Origin of the sequence: Provencibacterium massiliense, assembly GCF_900169495.1 — a bacterium.
In the GTDB taxonomy this organism is placed as follows: Bacteria; Bacillota; Clostridia; order Oscillospirales; family Ruminococcaceae; genus Harryflintia; species Harryflintia acetispora.
Window position 1 is genome coordinate 1,151,116 of the sequence record NZ_FWCH01000012.1, and the last position, 18,735, is coordinate 1,169,850.

The 18,735-nt window shown below is 61.1% G+C and carries 14 protein-coding genes; 2 read left to right on the forward strand and 12 right to left on the reverse strand.

The window, feature by feature from the left end; genetic code table 11:
- Positions 1–31: 31 nt before the first annotated feature.
- The 7 genes from B5477_RS10615 to B5477_RS10645 form a co-directional block, all read right to left on the reverse strand.
- A complete protein-coding gene (locus B5477_RS10615) occupies positions 32–1,474 on the reverse strand; it encodes a sulfatase family protein (RefSeq protein WP_079699667.1) in 1,443 nt (480 codons plus the stop codon).
- 9 nt (positions 1,475–1,483) lie between these two features.
- Entirely contained in the window at positions 1,484–2,380 is an 897-nt protein-coding gene (locus tag B5477_RS10620; protein ID WP_079699668.1) for a carbohydrate ABC transporter permease, read from the reverse strand.
- Between the two features lie 77 nt (positions 2,381–2,457).
- Positions 2,458–3,354 (reverse strand): carbohydrate ABC transporter permease, encoded by an 897-nt coding sequence (locus B5477_RS10625; protein WP_079699669.1) that lies wholly within the window; start codon positions 3,352–3,354, stop codon positions 2,458–2,460.
- 27 nt (positions 3,355–3,381) lie between these two features.
- Positions 3,382–4,680 (reverse strand): ABC transporter substrate-binding protein, encoded by a 1,299-nt coding sequence (locus tag B5477_RS10630; RefSeq protein WP_079699670.1) that lies wholly within the window; start codon positions 4,678–4,680, stop codon positions 3,382–3,384.
- Between the two features lie 286 nt (positions 4,681–4,966).
- Positions 4,967–6,460, reverse strand: coding sequence for a response regulator transcription factor (locus B5477_RS10635; protein ID WP_159449008.1), 1,494 nt, complete (start codon positions 6,458–6,460; stop codon positions 4,967–4,969).
- The gene (locus B5477_RS10640; protein ID WP_159449009.1) at positions 6,432–8,267 is read right to left on the reverse strand and encodes a sensor histidine kinase; all 1,836 of its coding nucleotides are present in this window, start codon (positions 8,265–8,267) and stop codon (positions 6,432–6,434) included. Before B5477_RS10640 ends, B5477_RS10635 begins: the two co-directional genes overlap by 29 nt.
- A gap of 157 nt (positions 8,268–8,424) precedes the next feature.
- Positions 8,425–9,159, reverse strand: coding sequence for a YebC/PmpR family DNA-binding transcriptional regulator (locus B5477_RS10645; protein WP_079699673.1), 735 nt, complete (start codon positions 9,157–9,159; stop codon positions 8,425–8,427).
- A 236-nt stretch (positions 9,160–9,395) separates the two neighbouring features.
- Here B5477_RS10645 and B5477_RS10650 point away from each other — a divergent pair, with 236 nt between their 5' ends.
- A complete protein-coding gene (locus B5477_RS10650; RefSeq protein ID WP_079700465.1) occupies positions 9,396–9,923 on the forward strand; it encodes an AAA family ATPase in 528 nt (175 codons plus the stop codon).
- A 10-nt stretch (positions 9,924–9,933) separates the two neighbouring features.
- Positions 9,934–10,254 carry a hypothetical protein gene (locus B5477_RS10655; protein ID WP_079699674.1) on the forward strand — a complete coding sequence of 107 codons (321 nt, stop codon included), beginning with the start codon at positions 9,934–9,936 and terminating at the stop codon, positions 10,252–10,254.
- Positions 10,255–10,279: 25 nt separating this feature from the next.
- On the opposite strand, the gene B5477_RS10660 is transcribed toward B5477_RS10655, so the two are convergent.
- The 5 genes from B5477_RS10660 to B5477_RS10680 all read right to left on the reverse strand — a co-directional run bounded on the left by B5477_RS10660 (position 10,280) and on the right by B5477_RS10680 (position 18,729).
- Positions 10,280–11,521, reverse strand: coding sequence for a hypothetical protein (locus tag B5477_RS10660; protein ID WP_079699675.1), 1,242 nt, complete (start codon positions 11,519–11,521; stop codon positions 10,280–10,282).
- Positions 11,522–11,581: 60 nt separating this feature from the next.
- Positions 11,582–12,862, reverse strand: coding sequence for a GLUG motif-containing protein (locus tag B5477_RS10665; protein ID WP_143533588.1), 1,281 nt, complete (start codon positions 12,860–12,862; stop codon positions 11,582–11,584).
- A 267-nt stretch (positions 12,863–13,129) separates the two neighbouring features.
- The gene (locus B5477_RS10670; protein ID WP_079699677.1) at positions 13,130–15,844 is read right to left on the reverse strand and encodes a hypothetical protein; all 2,715 of its coding nucleotides are present in this window, start codon (positions 15,842–15,844) and stop codon (positions 13,130–13,132) included.
- A 22-nt stretch (positions 15,845–15,866) separates the two neighbouring features.
- The gene (locus tag B5477_RS10675) at positions 15,867–18,008 is read right to left on the reverse strand and encodes an efflux RND transporter permease subunit (protein WP_242942189.1); all 2,142 of its coding nucleotides are present in this window, start codon (positions 18,006–18,008) and stop codon (positions 15,867–15,869) included.
- A gap of 157 nt (positions 18,009–18,165) precedes the next feature.
- Entirely contained in the window at positions 18,166–18,729 is a 564-nt protein-coding gene (locus tag B5477_RS10680; protein WP_159449010.1) for a TetR/AcrR family transcriptional regulator, read from the reverse strand.
- Positions 18,730–18,735 lie beyond the last annotated feature (6 nt).

The following is an 18,735-nucleotide window of genomic DNA, read 5'->3' on the forward strand; positions in this document are numbered from 1 at the left end:
GATCGCTTACGCACTCCGCTTGTTTTTTCAATTAAAAGTTTTCCCAAAAGCGCTGCCCGCAGGGGTGCGCAAGCTCCCCCCACTCGTCACGAAATCGCTTCATCTCTTCCCGCAGCCGCTCCACCTCTCCCCGGCAGCCCGGCCGCTCGGCCAGGTTCACCGTCTCATAGGGGTCGGCTTGCAGATCGAAGAGCTGGGTCATGGGAGTGGTCTCGACAAGCAGCCCCTCGCGCCCCTCGCCCTCACCCTGCTCCGAGACGATCCGCGCCTTCCTGTAGCGGTATTCGATCAGCTTATACCGCTTGTCCTTGACGCAGCGGATCTTGTCGGCATAGCCGGCATAGAGGGTGTCGCGGACCGCCGCCTCCGGGTCATATAACATGCGCGAGAAGTCCCGCCCCTCGACCGATCCGGGGATTTCGCAGCCGGAAAGGGTGCAGAGCGTCGGGAAGACATCCAGCAGGTAGAGGTAGCCGTCGCGCACCTGCCCCCTCGGGATCCCGGGTCCCGCGAGAATGAGCGGCACCCGGATCGAGTGGTCGTAGCAGTTCTGCTTGCCCATCAGCCCGTGCTGCCCGATCGCCAGACCGTTGTCCCCGGAAAAGACGATGATGGTGTTTTCATACATCCCCCTCTCGCGCAGGCAATCGAGCACCTGACCGATCCGCCAGTCGAGATGGCTGATCATCGCGTAGTAGTCGGCGATATGCCGGCGCACCTCGTCCTCTTGGCGGGGGTACCTGGCCAGGATTTCGTCCCGCATGTCGTATACCCCGAAGTCGAAGTGCATGCCGGCGAAGTTCGGCGGCAGCGGGATGTCCTTCGGGTCGTACATGTGCTGGAACTCCTCCGGCATGGTGCGCGGGTCGTGCGGCGCCATGAACGAGAGGTAGAGGTAGAAGGGGTCCTCCCCTTCGTAGCCGCGCAGCCAGTCCATCGCCCGCTCGCTAAACAGGTCGGTCGAGTGGCGCCCGAGCGTGATGTGGGTGGCGCGGTGCAGCGAGGTGGAATTATCGTAGCAGGCGCTGATCGAGGCGCGGGCCATCTTGTCATATTTCCCGCTGGGATCGAATTCGTAGGTCGGCACGTTCCAGTGGTCCCACATCCCGCCGAAAAAGATTTCCGCCCCGTCGCAGAAGCTGCGCGCATAGGAGCCCGGGCCGTTGTGCCACTTTCCGATCCCGCAGGTGGTGTAGCCGTTTTCACGCAGCGTCTCGGGCAGCGTCTTGTGCGAGGGCGGGATCTCGGCCCCCTCGTCGCACAGGTGGTAGAGCGTGCGGCCGGAGTTGAGCATGGCCCGGCTGGGCATGCAGACCGCCCCCACCGTGCCCGAGGGGATGTGCGCACCTGTAAAGGCGGTGCCCTCGCGCACCAGCCGGTCCAAATTGGGCGTCTTGATCTGCCCGTTGCCCAGCGCGTGGATGGTGTCGAAGCGCTGGTCGTCGGTCAGGATAAACAGGATATTCGGTTTCATGGCTTCCTCCTACTCTTTGATCCCGCTGGTGACGATCCCCTCGACAAAGAAGCGCTGCGCGCAGAGGAAGACCACGGCCAGCGGAAGCACCACGATGGTTGCGGCCGCCATCAGCAGCTCCCAGCGCACCATCGCGTCCTTGTAAAGCCCGAGCGCGAGCTGGACGGTGCGCACCCCCTCGGAATAGGTGATCACCAGCGGCCAGAGATAGTCGTTCCAGACGGTGGTGATTTTGATGACGCCAAGGCTGGCGAGCAGGGGCTTTGAAAGCGGCAGGTAGATGGAGGCGAAAATCCTCCACGCCCCCGCCCCGTCCATCTTGGCCGCCTCGTCCAGCGCGCGGGGAAAGCCCAGGTAGAACTGCCGGGCCAGGAAGATCCCGAAGGCCCCCGCCAGGCTCGGCAGCATGATGCCCAGCAGCGTGTTGATCGCTCCCGTGCCCCCCTGCCCGAGCAGGTTGTTCCCGCCTATGAGCGGCACCGACTTGATCAGGATGAAGACCGGCACCAGGTTGACCTGCATGGGGACCATCAGCCCGAGCAGCACCGAGTAAAAGAGGGGCTTTCGCAGCGGGAAGCGCAGCCGCGCGAAGGCGTAGCCCGCCAGGAGGTTGAAGACAAGGCTGATGACGGTGGTCAGCACCGTGACGATGACCGAGTTCAGGATATAAAGCGGCCAGTTCGACCCGGTGAGCACCTCGACATAGTTTTGGAACCGGGGCGAGGCGGGCAGCAGCCGGAAGCCCATGCCGCTGACCTCGCTCCCGGTTTTCAAAGAGGTCAGCACCATCATCGCCAGCGGCAGCAGGGTGCATAGCGCCAGCAGCAGGATGACGGCCGAGCGCAGCAGATAGGAGCAAAATTCGCGCGCGTTCAGGAAGCCGAGACGATTCCAGGTATTTTTCATTTTGACCGTCTCCTCCTTTCCAAGAATTGTGCCGGTTCCGGCAAGGCGCAATTTTATGAGCTTGAAAGCGTTCACTTTTACATGTCCGCCGCGTCGGCGGCGTTGCCATAGCGGAAGTTGAGCAGGGTGATCAGCATGGTCACCGCGACCAGCAGCACCGCCATTGCCGAGGCGTAGCCCATCTCATACTGCTGGAAGGCCGCCTGGTAAATCTGGTGGACGATGGTGGTGGTGGCGTTGGCGGGGCCCCCGCCGGTCATCACCGAAACCTGCTCGAAGACGTTTAAGGAGCTGATGCAGGCCATCACGAACAAAAAGAAGGTGGTGGAGCGCAGCAGCGGCACGGTGATCTTTAAAAACCGCTGCACACCGCCGGCCCCGTCGATCTTGGCCGCCTCGTAGAGCTCGCCCGGGATGGATTGCAGCCCCGCGAGGTAGATGATCATGTTATATCCCACGATCTTCCAGATGGACATCACGATCACACAGGCGAGCGCCGTCCCCGGCTCAAAGAGCCAGTTGCGCGGCTCCAGCCCCAAGGCCGAGAGGATCATATTGAACAGCCCGCTCGACGGGTCGTACATCCAGTACCACACCGTGGCCGCCGCCACCATCGAAACCACATAGGGCAGGTAGAAGGCCGCGCGGCAAAAGCGGTTGAAGAGCAGCCGGCCGTTCACCGTCACCGCCAGCAGCAGCCCGATGGCGATGGGCGGCAGGATGGTGAAGAGCGCATAGACCAAAGTATTTTGGGCGGCCCGCAGAAAGATGCCGTCCCGCAGCAGCCGCGAGAAGTTGGCCCCGCCGACGAAGTTCATAGCCGAGAAGCCGTCGAAATCGGTCAGGCTGTAAACAATCGTGCAGCAAAGCGGCAGCAGGGTGAAGACAAAGTAGATGGTGTAACTGGGCAGCAGCATGGCGTAGCCCGCCCAGTCGATCCGGCGGCCGCGCGGCCGCTTCGGCTCGTGGCGCATTTGCCCCGCCTCCCTTTCCTATGGATTTTACTGGATCGCCTCTAAGAACTGCTGATAGTTGGAATCCAGCGCCTCCTGCGAGGTCTTCTGGTTATAGACCACCTCGGTGGAAGCGTTGAGGATGTACTTGAGCCCGCTGAGCCACCAGAGCGTCTTCTCGGCGCCCTTGCCGATCGACATGCTGTTGTAGATCGCCGAGTTGAGGACCGGGTCGGCGTCGATATACTTGTCCTTCAGCGACTGGCGCACCACCGGGAAGTTGGCCTTCTCATAGCGCGTCCACATCTCGTCCGAGGTGACGGACTGGCCGATGAAGTCCCAGGCCGCGTCGTGGTTCTTGCTGTCGGTGGTGATGGATAAAAATTCGCAGCCGCTCCAGACCGACTGGCGCGCCTTCTTGGGATAGAACACGCCGATGTTCTCCTTCTGCTCGGGGTGCTCGCTGATGAACTGGGAGATCGAGGACGGCGAGAGCACCGACATCGAGGCCGTGCCGTCCATGAAGGGCGGGGTCTGGCTCTCCTGCTGGGAGGTGACGGTGATGGAATACTGCGAGAGCTCCTTGATGAAGTCGAGCGCCTCGACCATCTCGAGCACGTTCCAGTTGGGATCGCCGTTTTCATCCGCGAAGTCCACCCCGTTTTGCCGCATGATGGGGCAGACGATCCAGTCGTTGTCCGGGGTGAGCAAAAATCCCGCCCGCTTGACGATGTCGCCCTCCTTGACGGTCAGGCGCTCGGCGGCGGAGAGCATCTCCTCCCAGGTTTCGGGCGGCTGCTCGGGATCGAGCCCGGCCTCCTTAAAGTGCTCTTTGTTGTAGACGAAAAGGATCGGGCCGGGGTAGACCGGGAAGGCGATCTGCGCGCCCTCATAGTTGCCGAGGTCCATCATCGAGGGCATGAAGTCGTCCTTGTCCGGCAGCCCGTCAATGTAAGGGTTCAGGTCGACGTACTGCTTGGCGTTGCCCCGCACGGCGATCCCGCCCAGCCGCTCGCCCACGATGTCGGGCGGCGCGCCCGCGGCCAGCGCGACGTTCACCTTGGTGTCGAAGTCGCTCCAGGTCGCCTCGCTGTACTCGATGGTGACTTCGGGATGCTCCTGCTGGTAGCGCCCGATGTAGTCGCTCCAGTATTCGCGGTCCATCGGCTGGGTGCCGCCCTTTAAAAAGGTGAGCTTGACCTTCTGGGCCGGGGCCGCCTCCTGTGAGCCCGCGGCCGGCTGGCCCGAAGGCTTTTGCGCGGCGCTCCCCTCCTTGGACGCGCATCCGGGCAGTACGGCGGTAAACAAGGTCAGGAGCGCACAGAGTAAACCGATTGTTCGTTTCATTTTAATACCCCTTCCTTTCTGGACGTTTCGTGCCGGTTTCGCTCAGCGGCATAGGCACAAAACCCTGTGTTTGAAAGTTCCCCTTCAAACTATTTCCCTCTTCATATGTCCCGCGTCTTATCGTACCTTTATTATACCGGCCGGCAACACGGCAAAAAAGAAACGCTGTTTGGATTCCCTGTCGTTCTGTTTGTGTCCTTGGCCGGGCGCCGCAGCCCAAACCAAAAAAACAAACAAAAATCCAAAAATAACAAAAGCCGGGCAGAAACCCTGTCCGGCCCGGCTGTCATTCCCTTGGAGGGCCCGCGCGCAGCGCCGCGGGGCTGACCCCTTTATACTTTTTATAAATGTGAGAAAAATAGCTGGCGTTGGGGTAGCCCACCCGTTTTGCCACCTCGCTCAGCCGCAGGGAGGTGGATGTGATCAGCCGCTCGGCCTCCTGCAGCCTGACCGCCGTGAGATAGGTGCTCAAATTTTCCCCCGTCTTTTGCTTAAACAGGCTGCTCAGATAGGAGGGGTTGAGGTGCACCGCCTCGGCGATCGAATCGAGGCTCAGCGCCGCCCCGAAGTTCTGGCGCACATAACGCTTGACCTGCGCCACCGTATCGGCGCCGCCCTCCTCCCGCAGCCGGGAAACGAGGGCCTCTGCCGCCGCGCGCGAGCGCTTATTGAAGCCTTGCACCTTGCTCTCCTTTTGCAGCCCGGCGCGCAGCTCCTGCTGTGAGAGACCTCCCCCCACCTCCTTAGCGGCCGCGTAATAGGAGAGCTGGGACAAGAGGTTTTGCACCGTTTCGCGGTAGCTCTGCGAGCCGCACCTCGTCGCATGTTCCCCGGCTTGCAGCAGAGACTCAAAGAGGGGCAAAAACTGCGCCTCGCGCCCCTGGCGGATTGCCTCGCCCAGGCGCTCCGCGGCCTGTTCGAGCGCACGGTCCACCCCCTTCGGGGATTCATAATAGAGCCGCGCCTTGTAGCCGCCTGCAAAGAAGCAGCCGTCGAGCGCCTCCCTCGCCTGGCGCGCGGCGAGCTGCAGCGGGGCCGCGCCCGAGAAAATATCGCTCACCCCCACGTCCAGCTCCCCGCAGGCGAGAAGCCCGCTTGCGAAGTTGTGGAGGTTGGAGAGGGAGATCAGCCTGCTCGGGCTCTCCTCGAGGTTCCCGAAGACCAGCAGCTGCTCCCCATCGCGGTAAAGGGAAAAGGCTGACATCCACTCCCCGCACACCCCGGCGATTTTGTCCTCGTCCCGGATCCCCGGCCCCGCCAGGGCCGCCGCGACAAAAGAGCTGTTTTGCAGCCCGAGCTGCCGCGCGTCCGCGCCGCCCTTGCTTTCCAGCAGCTCCCGGATCACCCGCTCCTGCTTCAGGTGCCGGTAGGAATGGGCCATCCCGGCCAACTGGCGCTGGGTCGTCAGCTTTTCGTCGAGCTCCCGCAAGATGGCGATGAGCTCCTTCTCCCCGGTCTGGTACTTGACGATGTACCGGAAGACGCTCTGCTCGATCGCCCGGTAGGCGTAGCGGAAATCCTCATGGCAGGTCATCACCACAAAGCAACAGTCGGGCCCTAGCTTTCGCGCCTCGCTGATAAAATCCAACCCGTCCATCAGCGGCATGACGATGTCGGTGATCACCACGTCCGGCAAAGTCTGCCTGAAAAGCTCGAGCGCCTGGGCGCCGTTCTCGGCCTCCCCCACCAGCTCGCAGTCCAGCCCGCTGCCGCGCAGGCAAAAGGCCATCCACTGCCGGATGGGCAGCTCGTCATCCGCGATCAATACCCGCAGGTGCACCGCTCTCCCCCCTTTGCAAAAAATCCTCGTCCCGCAGCGGCACACGCAGCAGGATGGTGGTGCCCTCCTGCTCCCCGCTGACAATTTGCAGTGCATAGTCCGCGCCGTAGTTTAAGACCAGGCGCTCGTTGACGTTATAGAGCCCGACCTTCGAGAAGCCCCCGCGCTCCTCGCTGAGCCCCGAGAGCACCTCGCGCACCTTCGCGTCATTCATCCCCACCCCGTCGTCCGAGACCGAAAAGAGAATGTCCTCCCCCTCCCGACTCGCCTCGATATGCAGGGTACAGGGGCGGCCGGCCGGCTTGATCCCGTGGTTGACGGCGTTTTCCACCAGCGGCTGGAGCAGCATGCGCGGGATGTGCCGCTCCAGCAGCTCCTCCTCCACCGCCCACTCGACCTCAAACGGGGTGGAGAAGCCCATCTGGCGCAATTTGAGATAGTCTTTCAGATAGGCGACCTCCTCGCGCACCGTGATCGACTCCCCCGTGCTGCCGATCGAATTTCGGAGCAGCCGGATGAGGGAATCGAGCATGGCGGCCACCTTCTCATTTCCCTGCATGGCGGCCACGCAGCGGATCGAGAACATGCTGTTGTAGAGGAAATGCGGGTTAATTTGCGCCTGGAGCACCGCCAGCTCGAGCCTGCGCTTGATCTGCTCCTCCGCACGCACCTGCTCCATCAGGGCGCGCAGGCCCAGCTGCATCTGGTTGAAGCTGTCCCGCAGGCTCAGAAGCTCCCGGGTCTTATAGGGGGTGCCGTCCAGCTCGAACTGCCCGCCGCGCACCCGCCTCATCCGCCCGCTCAGCTCTCCGATCGGCCGCGCCAGGCTGCGCGCGCCGAAAAAGGAGATGGCCGCCCCCGCCAGCACCGCCAGCGCGAGGATCAAAAGGATCGCGCGCTGCAGCGTCTGCACCGGGCGCAGGTATCCGCGCAGGTCCACCTCCTCGATGAGCATCCAGCGCCCGTTGTTGACGGGCGAATAGAGCAGCAGCCTCTCCTTCCCGAGCGAGTAGCCCGCCTCCTTCGCGCCGACGATCTCCTTCATCCCCTCCCGATCCAGCACATTGCCGCCAAGCAGGGCGCTCTCCTGCGCCGAGACGACGTCCCCCTCCCGGGAGACGACATAGACCCGGCTGTAGCTGTTGCCGCTGCTGAGGTAGCGGTAGGAGTCCAGGATCACGCTGTGGGGGACATTGACCACCACCACGCCCCGCGAGCGGTTGGTGTTCGGGTTCTGCACGCTGCGGAAGAAGGGGATAACCACGTTTTCCTGCATGCTGCGCGCATAGATTTCGGCGTTGCGCGTATCCTTAAAGGCACAGCCCACCACGATCCGCCCGCCGCTGCCCAGCGACTCACCGTAGCCGTGCAGCTCCTTGTAGACATCGTAGTCAAATTGCGGGTCGGCCAGCGAGCTGTAGGAGAGGTGGTCGCGGCCCATCAGCAACAGGTTAAACTGGATATAGGGGTTCCCGAGGTAGAGGATGTACTTGTCCGCTAAAGATTTGAAGAGGTAGCTCTGCGAATAGTTGTAGTCCTCCTGGCTCAGGTGGGACTGCGAAAAGTAGTAGGAAAGCTGCTCATCCTCGCTGATCAGGGTGACGATGGAATAAATCTGCGCCATCTTGGTGTTGAAGATTTCGGCGATCTGCTCCACCGCCTGCTTTCGCACCGAAACCAGCTCGTCGGTGATGGTGCGCCGGTACTCGGCGGTGATGACCAGCGAGACGAGCAGCACCACCAGGATCAGTGGCACCGCGATCAGCAAAAGCATCTGCTGGCGCAGGCGCATGGTTTTGCGTTTCATGGGCAACCACCTCGAATCTGTACAACTTTTTTCCACATTTTTCGCAATTTTCAGAATGATCATACCATGTTTTTACCACCGTTTCAAGAAGTCCCCCGCCCGCGACGCAAAAAGCCCCGCCCCCTGCCTAGGCAGGGGGCGGGGCAAAATTTCAGTATCAGTCGACGTTCGAGCAGGAATGCCAGACGTTCTGCACGTCGTCGTTGTCCTCGAGCATCTCGAGCAGGCGCTCCATCTTCTGAACGTCCTCCTCGTCCTCCAGCTTGGTCTCGGTGGTGGCGATGTACTCCACCTCGGCGCTCTCGAGGCGGTAGCCCTTGCCCTCGAGCCCCTCGCGCACCGCGCTCAGGTCGTCCGGGTCGGTGTAGACCTCGATGACGTCGTCATCGAACTCGTAGTCGCCCGCCGGGGTCTCCATCAGGTCCTCCATGAACTTTTCCTCCGAGATCCCGCCCTCCTCGTTGTTGACGATCACCAGGCCCTTGCGCTCAAACAGGAAGGAGACGCAGCCGTTCTGGCCGAGGTTGCCGCCGAACTTGTCGAAGTAATGGCGCAGATCCCCCGCGGTGCGGTTGCGGTTGTCGGTCAGCGCGTCCACCATCACGGCGACGCCGCTCGGCCCATACCCCTCATAGACGATGGATTCGTAGTTGTTCTTGTCCCCGTCGCCCACCGCCTTCTTGATCAGACGGTCGATGTTGTCGTTGGGGATGTTGTTCGACTTGGCCTTGGAGATCAGGTCGCGCAGCTTGGAATTGTTATTGGGGTCCCCGCCGCCCTCGCGCACGGCCACGATGATCTCGCGGCTTATCTTGGTAAAGACCTTGGCGCGCGCGCCGTCGGTCTTCTCCTTTTTGCGTTTGATTGTGCTCCATTTGGAATGTCCAGACATCTGAAAAACCTCCGTTGGAAGAAATCCGCCCTTAACTCTACCAGTATACCAAACCGCTATCCCCAAGTCAAGGCGGCGAGCACGCTGCAACGTATGTTTTGTATAGGCCGGCTCCGGCGTTTTCACGAAACCGCCTTGAGAAGAACCATTTGATATGATATTGTTATAAAAAGGCTATGTTTGCCTTTCAGGGAGAACGCGCACTCTACAAATTAAGAATTGATGGAGAAAGACTGATGGGAACAGGTATTATCCTATGCGGCTTAAACGGCGCCGGAAAGAGCACGCTGGGGAAAGCCCTGGCAGAAAAACTGCATTTTCATCTGATTGATATTGAAGAGCTCTATTTTCCCGGGACAGACCCCCGTGATGTCTACGCCTCTCCCCGCACCCGCGAAGAAGTGGAAAAGCTCCTTTTTAGCGAGGTGAACGCGCATGAAAATTTCATCTTCACCTGCGTAAAGGGGGATTACAGGGAATCCATTTCCTCCTGCTTTCACTATGCCGTATTGATTGACGTTCCCAAAAACATTCGGGTACAGAGGGTTAAACAACGCTCTTTTGAGAAATTCGGAAATCGAGTGCTGCCGGGCGGGGATTTACATGAGCGGGAGGAAGGCTTCTTTGATTTCGTCGGGTCCCGAGCAGAAAACACCGTTCAGGAGTGGGTACGGTCTTTAAGCTGCCCCGTCATCCGGGTCGATGGGACAAAGCCCATTGAAGAGAACACCAGGCTGATTGTCGAGCAAATTCAAAATCAATGAAGGAGGGCCCATGGATACAGTCAAAAAAATGCTCCCGTTCCTGCTGGCAATGGCAATTGACTTTTACATCCTCCCGCTGCTGATCCGGGACACCGGGAGCGCCATGCTCCTCATGCTGGTGGTGATCCCCTTGCTCTGTTTTGCCTGCGCCGCCGCCTACGGGGGCAGGCATGGGTTTCATCCCCTGTTTGCGCTCGCCGTGGCGGTTTTATTCGTGCCGTCCATCTTCCTCTACTACAATCCTTCTGCCTGGATGTATTCCGTCGGCTACGGGATCGTCTCTCTGCTCGGGAACGGGCTCGGCTCGCTCTTCTGTAAACGGCCCAAATAGGGTCCTACACGGCCCGCCGGGGATTTCAGGTGCCGGGGTTTTGGCGCACGTCGGCATACCGCTGCGCTTCGCTCGCGATCTCGAGCAGCCGCCCATAGCCCGGGGAGCCGGCGGCGAAGCGGTGGCGCACGGCGTAGCCCACATCGCTGGAGTGCACCTGCAAATAAGATTGGTTCATGCTCACCGTGTAGACGATCCCGCCCTCGAAGCGGATCTCTATGGCGAGCTCGGGCTCGGACAGCAGCACCTGACCGGTAATCTTTTGGTAGCTCTCCGGCTCGATTTGCAGCGCCTTGAGGTCGGAGAAGATGATCCCCTCGTTCGCGTCGGATTCGCGCCGGTAGCCGGTGAGGTAATTGTGCAGCGAGAAGGCCGGTGTTTCTTCCCAGCCCCGCAGCTTATAGTAGCGCATCATCCCCATCCAGTAGTCGCCCTTCGGCAGCGCCTTCCAGTCTTCCCGCAAGAGGTTTCGCAGCGCGCGGTAGCCCTCCCCCGAAAAGACGTAGGCCCTGTCCGGAATCCCCATATCGCTGCGAAAGGGCTCCTGCCCGAAGTTGTAGCGGTTGACGTGGGTTTTGACGAGAATCCCCTTTTCATAAAATTCATATTCCAGCTTGATCTCTCCGTCGTAGACTGCCATCCCGTCGGGGGCGGCGAGGGCGGCGCCCAGCTCATCCGGCCCGGCCGGGCGGCCGGCGCCGTCCAGCGCCGCCAGCGCCCCGATCAGCCGGGTCAGCCTGCCGCCCTTGACGGGGGCGTAGCTCTTGGTCGCGTTGTCGTAGAGATGGAGCGTCTCCCCGCCCGCCTGGCCCGGCGCGGGGATTTCACCGGGCGACGCGAGCAGGAACGGCTCGACGTCCGGCCGGTATTTCTGGCTCAGCTCCTCGATCAGTCCTCGCAGGGCGCCGAGCTTCCCGCTCAGAATGGCGGGGGAAGCGCTGCCCTCTCGTTGAATGCGGTTGTCGCCCCACACCTCGTAGCAGGCTGTCTTCCCATCCTTAAGCTCGAACAGCACGCCCCGCGGAATCCCGCCGGCCGCGAAGGCGTACTGCTCGTTGGGCGCCGTCAGGTCGTCGATCTCCCGGAGCTCTGCAAAAATCCGCTCGACGTCCCCGGGCTCGGTAACCTCATATTTCACGAAGTCCCCGAAGACATAGGCCGTCCGCACGTCCTCCCCGTCGGGGATGGCGAGCGCCGCGCCCGCGGCGGACAATGAAAGTATGCACAGCAGTATACCGGTTACGATGGGCAGCAGGCGTCTAGGCATGGCTATTTCCTCCCCTGGCGCTTCACATTTTCTTCACTCTAGCACAGGGGGCGGCCGGTGTCAATCGCCGTAAAAGCCTTTGAGCACCGGCACCGGCTGGCTCACGCTGCCGCTGGCGGTGTTGAAGGTCAGGGTGCGGATTTCCCAGAGCCCGCTGTCAAAATTCAAGTTGTCCAGCGAGAAGAAGTCCCCGAGCGTCAGCCCCTTGGAGGGGGCGTGCAGCGTCGGGGGCGTGCCGTAGCCGCCTCCGTCGTTGACGCTGCCGCCGACCCCGGCCGAAATCGGGGAATTGCACCAATAGCTGTTGTAGATATTCCCGCCTGTTCCGGGATAGGAGGTGTTGCCGGCCAGGGCGAAGCTGCCGCGCCGGGGCGAGCCGCCCGATGCGGGGATGGCGTAGCAGCCGCTCAGGTCGAGCCCGCCACTGTTGATTCGGCCGATCAGTCCCCCCGTCTCCCAGTCGGCGTTCAGGCGCGGGCCCAGGACATAGCAGTTTTCCAGGACACTGCCCTTTTCCGCCGTGCCGACAAGCCCGCCCGCGGCGTATCCATAGACGATGGAGTTCAGTGCATAGCAGTCCGTAATCCGCGTGTTTCCCATGCAAACCGCGGCCAGCGCTCCCCGGGCAGCGGAGGAGCTGATCGCGGCATTTTCAATCCCCAACGAAGTGATCGTGGAATCAACAACATAGATAAAGAGCCCGCTGGAAAGCGTTTGATTCGGGAACGTAATTGTATGGTACCCGCCGTCGTACCGGCCGGTAAAGCTCTTGATGTCGGTGCCGATCCCGCCCCAGCTCCCGTCGAGCCGGATGTCCCGCACCTGCAAAAAAGAGTGTCCGCCGGCGAGGTGCGCGCTGTGGATGTGTGCGAGCTGCGCCTGGTTCGTCACCCGCCACGGGCTTCCTTCGGTGCCCGCCCCGGCGTAGAACGCGCCGGCGGTCCCCGCCGCGCAGCCGCAGGAGGGAGAGGTGGTAAAGGGGGTGCGCACCGTGGCCGCCGTGTCCAGCCCCACCCGCTCCGAGGCGGGATGGGCGGTGACCTGGAGGGTATAGCGGTGCGCCCCCTCGGGATCCACCGCCAGCGGGAGATAGACGCGCTGCTCGCCTTCCCCGCTCACCGTCACCTGGGCGCGCATCAGGGAATCCTGGGCCCCTTCCCCGTCGAACACCTCGAAGGTATACCGTGCGGCGCGCGGGGAGGGTGTGAAGGGGATGTCCACCCCATAGTCGCAGGCCTCGCCCGCCTCCACGTTTACCTCGGCTCCCGCCGCCAGAGCCACGGGACTAAGCGTTACTATGAATAAAAGGATCAGCGCGCATACCGCCATCTGTTTTTTCACCAGTTCCAACTCCCCGCAATTGACCGCTAGAAACGCTTTCTGCCGGTCTCCGCCTCGCCGGGAATCCGCCGCAAAAGCGCGGATCCCCTTGAAAGAGCTGGAAGAATAGGATATAATTAGAAAAAACAGGGCCGATTAGAAGCCGCGTTCGATCGACAGTCCAGCTTTCAGGGAAATTTGGACTGCAAGAAAGCGTTTCTTGCGGTCAATTAAATGACAAAGCGGCGCCCTCCAAAAATTGGAGGGCGCCGCTTTTCATTCTTCAAATTATTTTTTAAGCAGGCCCTTGATCCATTCGCCAAAGCCCTTTTTCTCCTCCACCGGGGCGGGGGCTTCCTCCACCTCAGGGATTTTGATCTCGTCGGTCTTCATGATGAACTTCAGGTCGGTCTCCATGTATTCCGGCGCGTCGGTATAGATGCGGTAAGCGTCGGCCAGGTCCACCAGAGCGTCCTTGCGCTCGATGAGCTCGTCGAGGTCCTCGACCTGACCGGTATATTTGTCCACCGCGCCCTTGTCCTGCAGCACGTCGAAGAGGTTGAAGACGCTGGCCATCAGGTTTGAGCTCTGCGGGGCCACCGCGTCGCGCAGGATTTCACTGACGTTGCGGTTGGCGAGCAGGTCGTTTTTCATGTTGAGCAGCACATCCACCGTCTTTGGGCTCTCGTGCAGGCTCTTGTCCATCGCCGGATCGTCGAGATCGCGGCGCAGGTCGCGCAGGATGGGCCGCGCGTCATTAAAGCTCTGCTTGAGGCTGCCGTAGTTGTCGCGGAAATCCTGGAACTTATCCGAGTCGTATTCGCGCATCACCCGCTGCAACGCCTTGATGTTGTCGCGGTTCTCGTCCAAATCGTCGAGCATGTCGCGCATTTCGCCCAACAGGTATTGCAGCTGCCGGCTCTCGGGTCCGCCGATCCGGTCGGAGAGCTTCTCGGCGGTGTCCACGATCTCATGCACCTTGGGCAGCAGCGCCTCGGTGAAGGCCGCGGCCTTCTGCAGGCGCTCCTTGGCCTTCTCGGCGCCGCCCAGCTCCCCGACGATCGCGCCCTTGAGCTGGCTTATACTTTGCAGCGCAGGGGTCAGCTGCGCCATGACCTCGTCGGCCTTCTGCCCGGCGATGGCGTCCCGCTTGCTCTGCAAAATGCCCATCAAAGTCTGGTAATTGGTCGGGCCGCCGGAAGCGAGCGTTACGCTGCGGGCGGCGCGGCGGCTCGCATGTTCCTCCCCGCTTTCACCGACGGTCAGGTCCCCGTCTTCTTCGTCCTCCTCATCTTCTTCGTCGTAGCCGTCCCAGAAGGCATGGTCCACCGGCGAGGTGTTCGATGAGCGGCGGATGGTACCCCGCTCCTCCGAGCCGATGGTCAGCTCCGCGGGAGCGGAGCTGTCGCGGCTGCCCTGGGAAGCCCCCATGTCGCTTGAGAGCAGCGCCTCGAGGGCCGCATACTCCTGGGCGCTGACATAGGGCTTGATCTGGGAAAGGATGGCGCTCTGCACGCCGGGGTCGATCGTCCCGCTCTGCGGGATCATCAGCGCCAGCTTGTTGATCTCGTTTTCGGCCACCGCCTTGACGGCCACCCTCATATTCTCCGGGGTCAGGTACTGTTCCACCGCCGGGTTATCCAGGGATTTTGCTAAGTTTACCATCGCATCGCTGTACTTCAGCAGCACCTTGAAGGTCTCGACCTGCTCCTTGTTGTCCTGCATGGCGTCGAGCATCTCGATCGCCTGGTCGCACAGCTTGTCGAGGTCTTTGCAGTCCAAATCCTCGATGGTGTCATAGTCGTCGAGCAGGTCGCGGATCTTCTCAATATTCTTCTTGCTCATCTGGTGGATCATGTCGTTGATCGCGTCGGAATCGAGCAGGTCGTCGATGTCCACCTTATCCATGTCCTCCCAGACGCGGTCGTAAAGGTCGATGTTTTCGTCGGTGATGTACTTCGGGAGGATGTCGAGCACCGTGGTGTCCAGGTCATAGAAGTCGAAGATGTCGTCGATCATCGTGCGCGCGCCCTCGGTGATCGGCTCATCGGTGAAGAGGGAGCGGGTGCGGTGGTTGGGGTCGGCGGCGTCGAGATTGTTCTGCATGTCGCGCAGGTCGTACATATCCGCCTTCATCTCCCGGATGTCCTGCTGCGCGTCGATCTCGTCGAGGTCGGGGATTTCGGTGGTCATCACGATCATGATCGGGCCCATCTCGAACTCGGTCACGTCGGCGGTGACGGTGAACTCCTCCGGGAAGTCGAGGTCCTCGAAGCCGGGGATGTCGTAGCGCTCAAGATCGAGGTTTTGCTCCATACCGGGCATGGCGATCAGGGCGACTGCCTGGTTGTTGCCGTCGGTCTGCACGGTGCCGTCCGACACCGAGACGTTCGAGAACTTGTCGTCCGGCAGGGTCATGGCGACCACGGCCATCGCCGGGGTGTACATGGTGACGTTCTTCCCGCCGATCCGAACGGTGTTTCTGTTGGTATTGCGAAATTTTAAATCGATCTGCACCCGGCCGCTCTGGCCGGCCATCTGCTCGGGCTTCATCCGCTTTCCGTCGAGCGAATAGGAGATTTCCAGATCGACGGGCAGCTTCCCGCTGGCCTTGCCGCGGTAGTACAGGTCGGTCCCGTCCATCTTCCAGGTGAGGGCGCTCCCGTCGCGCTGCGGGCCCTCCACGCTCTTGATGTTGATCACATCGTCGAGGGTGGTGCGGTCCTCGACGGTGACGTTCGCCTCGTCGGTGTGCAGCCAGTCGGTGACGATCTGCTCGCGGGGCTTGCCCGAGGGATCGAGGTTGACATAGACCGTCTCGGTCTTCTTGCAGGAGAGGCCGATTGTCGCCTCCTTTGCGGCCGTACTCACGGCCGGGGCGGCGCTCACGGGCGCCAGGGGCGCCGGGGCCGAGGCGGGTACGCCCGCCACCGCGGCCACGCTGACGGTTGCGAACAGGAGCGCCATGCCCGCACAGATCACTTTTAAGGGTGCTTTTCTCATGATTGATTCCTCCTAATTCGCACTAATTGGCAGATCCCGGGAGCCCGGCCGGGGCCTTTTTATCCGCCCGCCGCCTGGAGGCGCGGGGCTTCGGGGTGGTGCGCCAGTCCTTGGTGGTCCGAGCGAAAATCCTTTCACAGCACAGCAGGATCGAGGGCAGGATGAAGATGCTCACCAGCGCGCTGATGATTGCGCCGCGCGCGAGCATCGAGCAGATGGACTGGATGATCTCGATCTTAGAGACGATCGCCACGCCGAAGTTGGCGCAGAAGAAGCCCAAAGCGCTGGTAATGATCGAGCGGTCGGCCGCGTTCGAGGCGATCTTCATCGCCTCGACGCTCTCATGTCCCGCCCGCAGCTCCTCGCGGAAGCGGGTGGTCATCAGGATGGCGTAATCCACCGTGGCGCCCAGCTGGATGCACCCGATGACGATCGGGCAGATGAAGGGGATGACCGTCCCGCTGAGGGCGGGGATCCCCTGGTTGATGAAGATGGACAGCTCGATGGCCGCGACCAGCACCACCGGCACGGTGAGGGATTTAAAGCAGATGGCGACAATCAGGAGGATGGCCAGGATCGAGATGACGTTGGTGACGCTGATGTCCACCGTGGTGATTTCGCTCAGATCCTTGGTCAGCGGTCCCTCGCCGGTGATGAGCGCATCGGGATCATAGGCCTTGACGATCGCATAGAGCTCGTCGATCTGGGCGTTCTCCTCGTCGGTGGCCGCCTTGTAGCTGGAATTGACCATCATCATCTGCTTGCCGTCCTTCTTGCAGAAGTCCTTGATCTCCTGCGGGATGAATTCGTCCGGGATGCCCGGCCCGACAAATTTGTTGAAGGCCAGCACGCTCTCGATCCCCTGTACCTTCTCGACCTTCTTCGCAATGTCGCTCAGATCGTTGGCCGGCAGCGAATCGTCCAGGATGATGAAGTGGGTCGAGGCCATGTTGTACTGCTCCTTCATCTTGTCGGTGGCCACGATCGACCCGAGGTCCTCGGGCAGCGCCCGGTCGAGGTTGTAGTAAATCTCGGTGCGGCTTTGCAGGATCACCGCCGGGATGAAGAGCACCAGGAAGAGCGCGGTGAAGGTCTTGCGGTGGTCGATGATCCAGTTGTTGAGCCGGCTGAAGTCCGGGATGATGGTGCGGTGGTGCCAGCGGTGGATCAGCTTGTCGAACTGCAGCACCAGCGAGGGCAGCACCACGACCACCACCAGAATCCCGATGATGACGCCCTTGGCCATCACGAGGCCAATGTCCTTGCCCAGCGCCAGGCGCATGAAGCACAGGGCCATGAACCCGGCGACCGTGGTCATCGAGCTGCCGGACAGGGAGGTGAAGGCGCTGACCACGGCGCTGGCCATCGCGTCGCGCCGGTCAGAAAACTTCGGCTTCTCCTCGTCGTAGCGGTCCATCAGGAAGATGGAGTAGTCGATGGTGACCCCCAGCTGCAGGATGGCCGCGATGGCGTTGGTGATATAGGAAATCTCACCGAAAATGACGTTGGTCCCCATGTTGTAAAGCACCGCGAACCCGATCCCGATGATGAAGACAAAGGGCTGCACGGTGGAGGACATGGTCAGCAGCATGGCGAAGATGGTGAGCACCACCGCCAGGATGGTATAGGTGGGCATCTCGCTGGCCACCAGGGAGGCGATGTCCCTTGTAAAGATGGAAAACCCGCTGAGGAAGCACTGCTCGTTGCACAGCGCGCGGATGTCGTCGATGGCGGTCATGGTCTCGATCGAGGCGCCGGGATGGTCAAACTGGATGATCATCATGGTGGAGTCGGCCTTGCTGCTGTAGAAGATGTCCTTGAGCGTGTCCGGCAGGATCTCCTTGGGCACGCTGATGTCCAGCATGTCGCTGATCCACAAAGCATTCGAGACGTTCGGCACGTCGGCGATCTTCTCCTTGAGCTTTTCCACATCACGCGCCGGCATCCCCTCGACCACCAGCATGGAGGTCGCCGCGTTCTGGAAGGTATCCTCCAATATGGTCTCGCCCTGGGTGGACTCGAGGTCGTCCGGCAGGTAGCTGAGGATGTCATAGTTGATGTTGGTGCTGACGATCCCGATGAAGCTCGGGATCAGCAGCAGCACCGCCAAGGTCAGCACCACCACCGAATTGCGCGTCAGCAGGTGCGCGAATTTTTTCAGCAAACGAAAACCCCTCTTTTCTGCGGCCCGATCCCCCATGTTTCGCGGATCGTCCGTCGATTTCTATAAAAAGGAAGAAAACGCAATCAAAACTTTTTGTAAAATTGACTGACCATAAGTCAAATTCATCGCCAAAGAAAAGGCCGTCCCGGCCTCCCAGTTATTGCTCCTGCCGCACGCAGAGCGCCTGCCCGACGATATCGATCACCTGCTCGCGCTCCATGTTGCTCACATTGAGCATACCGAAGCCGTAAAACAGGATTTCCACCGTGGTGTAGGGGTGCTTGCAGCAGATGATCCCCTTCTCGACGCCCTCCTCGACCAGCCCCGCCACCTGCTGGCGGAAGCGCTCCACCGCATATTCCAAAATGCTCTGGTGGAACATAAAGCGGTCGGAGTCCTTGAGTTCGGCGAACACGGTCTCGGTCTTTTGGGTGAATTCAATAATGGTGAAGACGACCTGGTTCATCCGTTTTAAAAAATCGGTATCCTGTTCCACGATATGCCGCACCACCTCGGAGGTTTCCGAGATGTATTCATCCACCACGGCGTTCATCACTTCATCCTTGGTGCGGAAATAGTAGTAGAAGAGGCCCTTGGCGATCCCGATCCTTTGCGCGATGTCGCTGATGGTCGTCTTGGCAAAGCCGTTTTGCCCAAAGAGCTCCCTGGCCGCCTGCACGATCTCCTCGCGCCGCTCGTCGGGCTTCTTGGTAATCCTCATCTCTTC

Bases quoted from the DNA above. Each gene is read 5' to 3' on its own strand.
- B5477_RS10620 (WP_079699668.1), bottom strand. From the start codon at position 2,380: ATGAAAAATACCTGGAATCGTCTCGGCTTCCTGAACGCGCGCGAATTT.
- B5477_RS10660 (WP_079699675.1), bottom strand. From the start codon at position 11,521: ATGCCTAGACGCCTGCTGCCCATCGTAACCGGTATACTGCTGTGCATA.
- B5477_RS10670 (WP_079699677.1), bottom strand. From the start codon at position 15,844: ATGAGAAAAGCACCCTTAAAAGTGATCTGTGCGGGCATGGCGCTCCTG.
- B5477_RS10650 (WP_079700465.1), top strand. From the start codon at position 9,396: ATGGGAACAGGTATTATCCTATGCGGCTTAAACGGCGCCGGAAAGAGC.
- B5477_RS10640 (WP_159449009.1), bottom strand. From the start codon at position 8,267: ATGAAACGCAAAACCATGCGCCTGCGCCAGCAGATGCTTTTGCTGATC.
- B5477_RS10680 (WP_159449010.1), bottom strand. From the start codon at position 18,729: ATGAGGATTACCAAGAAGCCCGACGAGCGGCGCGAGGAGATCGTGCAG.
- B5477_RS10655 (WP_079699674.1), top strand. From the start codon at position 9,934: ATGGATACAGTCAAAAAAATGCTCCCGTTCCTGCTGGCAATGGCAATT.
- B5477_RS10615 (WP_079699667.1), bottom strand. From the start codon at position 1,474: ATGAAACCGAATATCCTGTTTATCCTGACCGACGACCAGCGCTTCGAC.
- B5477_RS10630 (WP_079699670.1), bottom strand. From the start codon at position 4,680: ATGAAACGAACAATCGGTTTACTCTGTGCGCTCCTGACCTTGTTTACC.
- B5477_RS10625 (WP_079699669.1), bottom strand. From the start codon at position 3,354: ATGCGCCACGAGCCGAAGCGGCCGCGCGGCCGCCGGATCGACTGGGCG.
- B5477_RS10645 (WP_079699673.1), bottom strand. From the start codon at position 9,159: ATGTCTGGACATTCCAAATGGAGCACAATCAAACGCAAAAAGGAGAAG.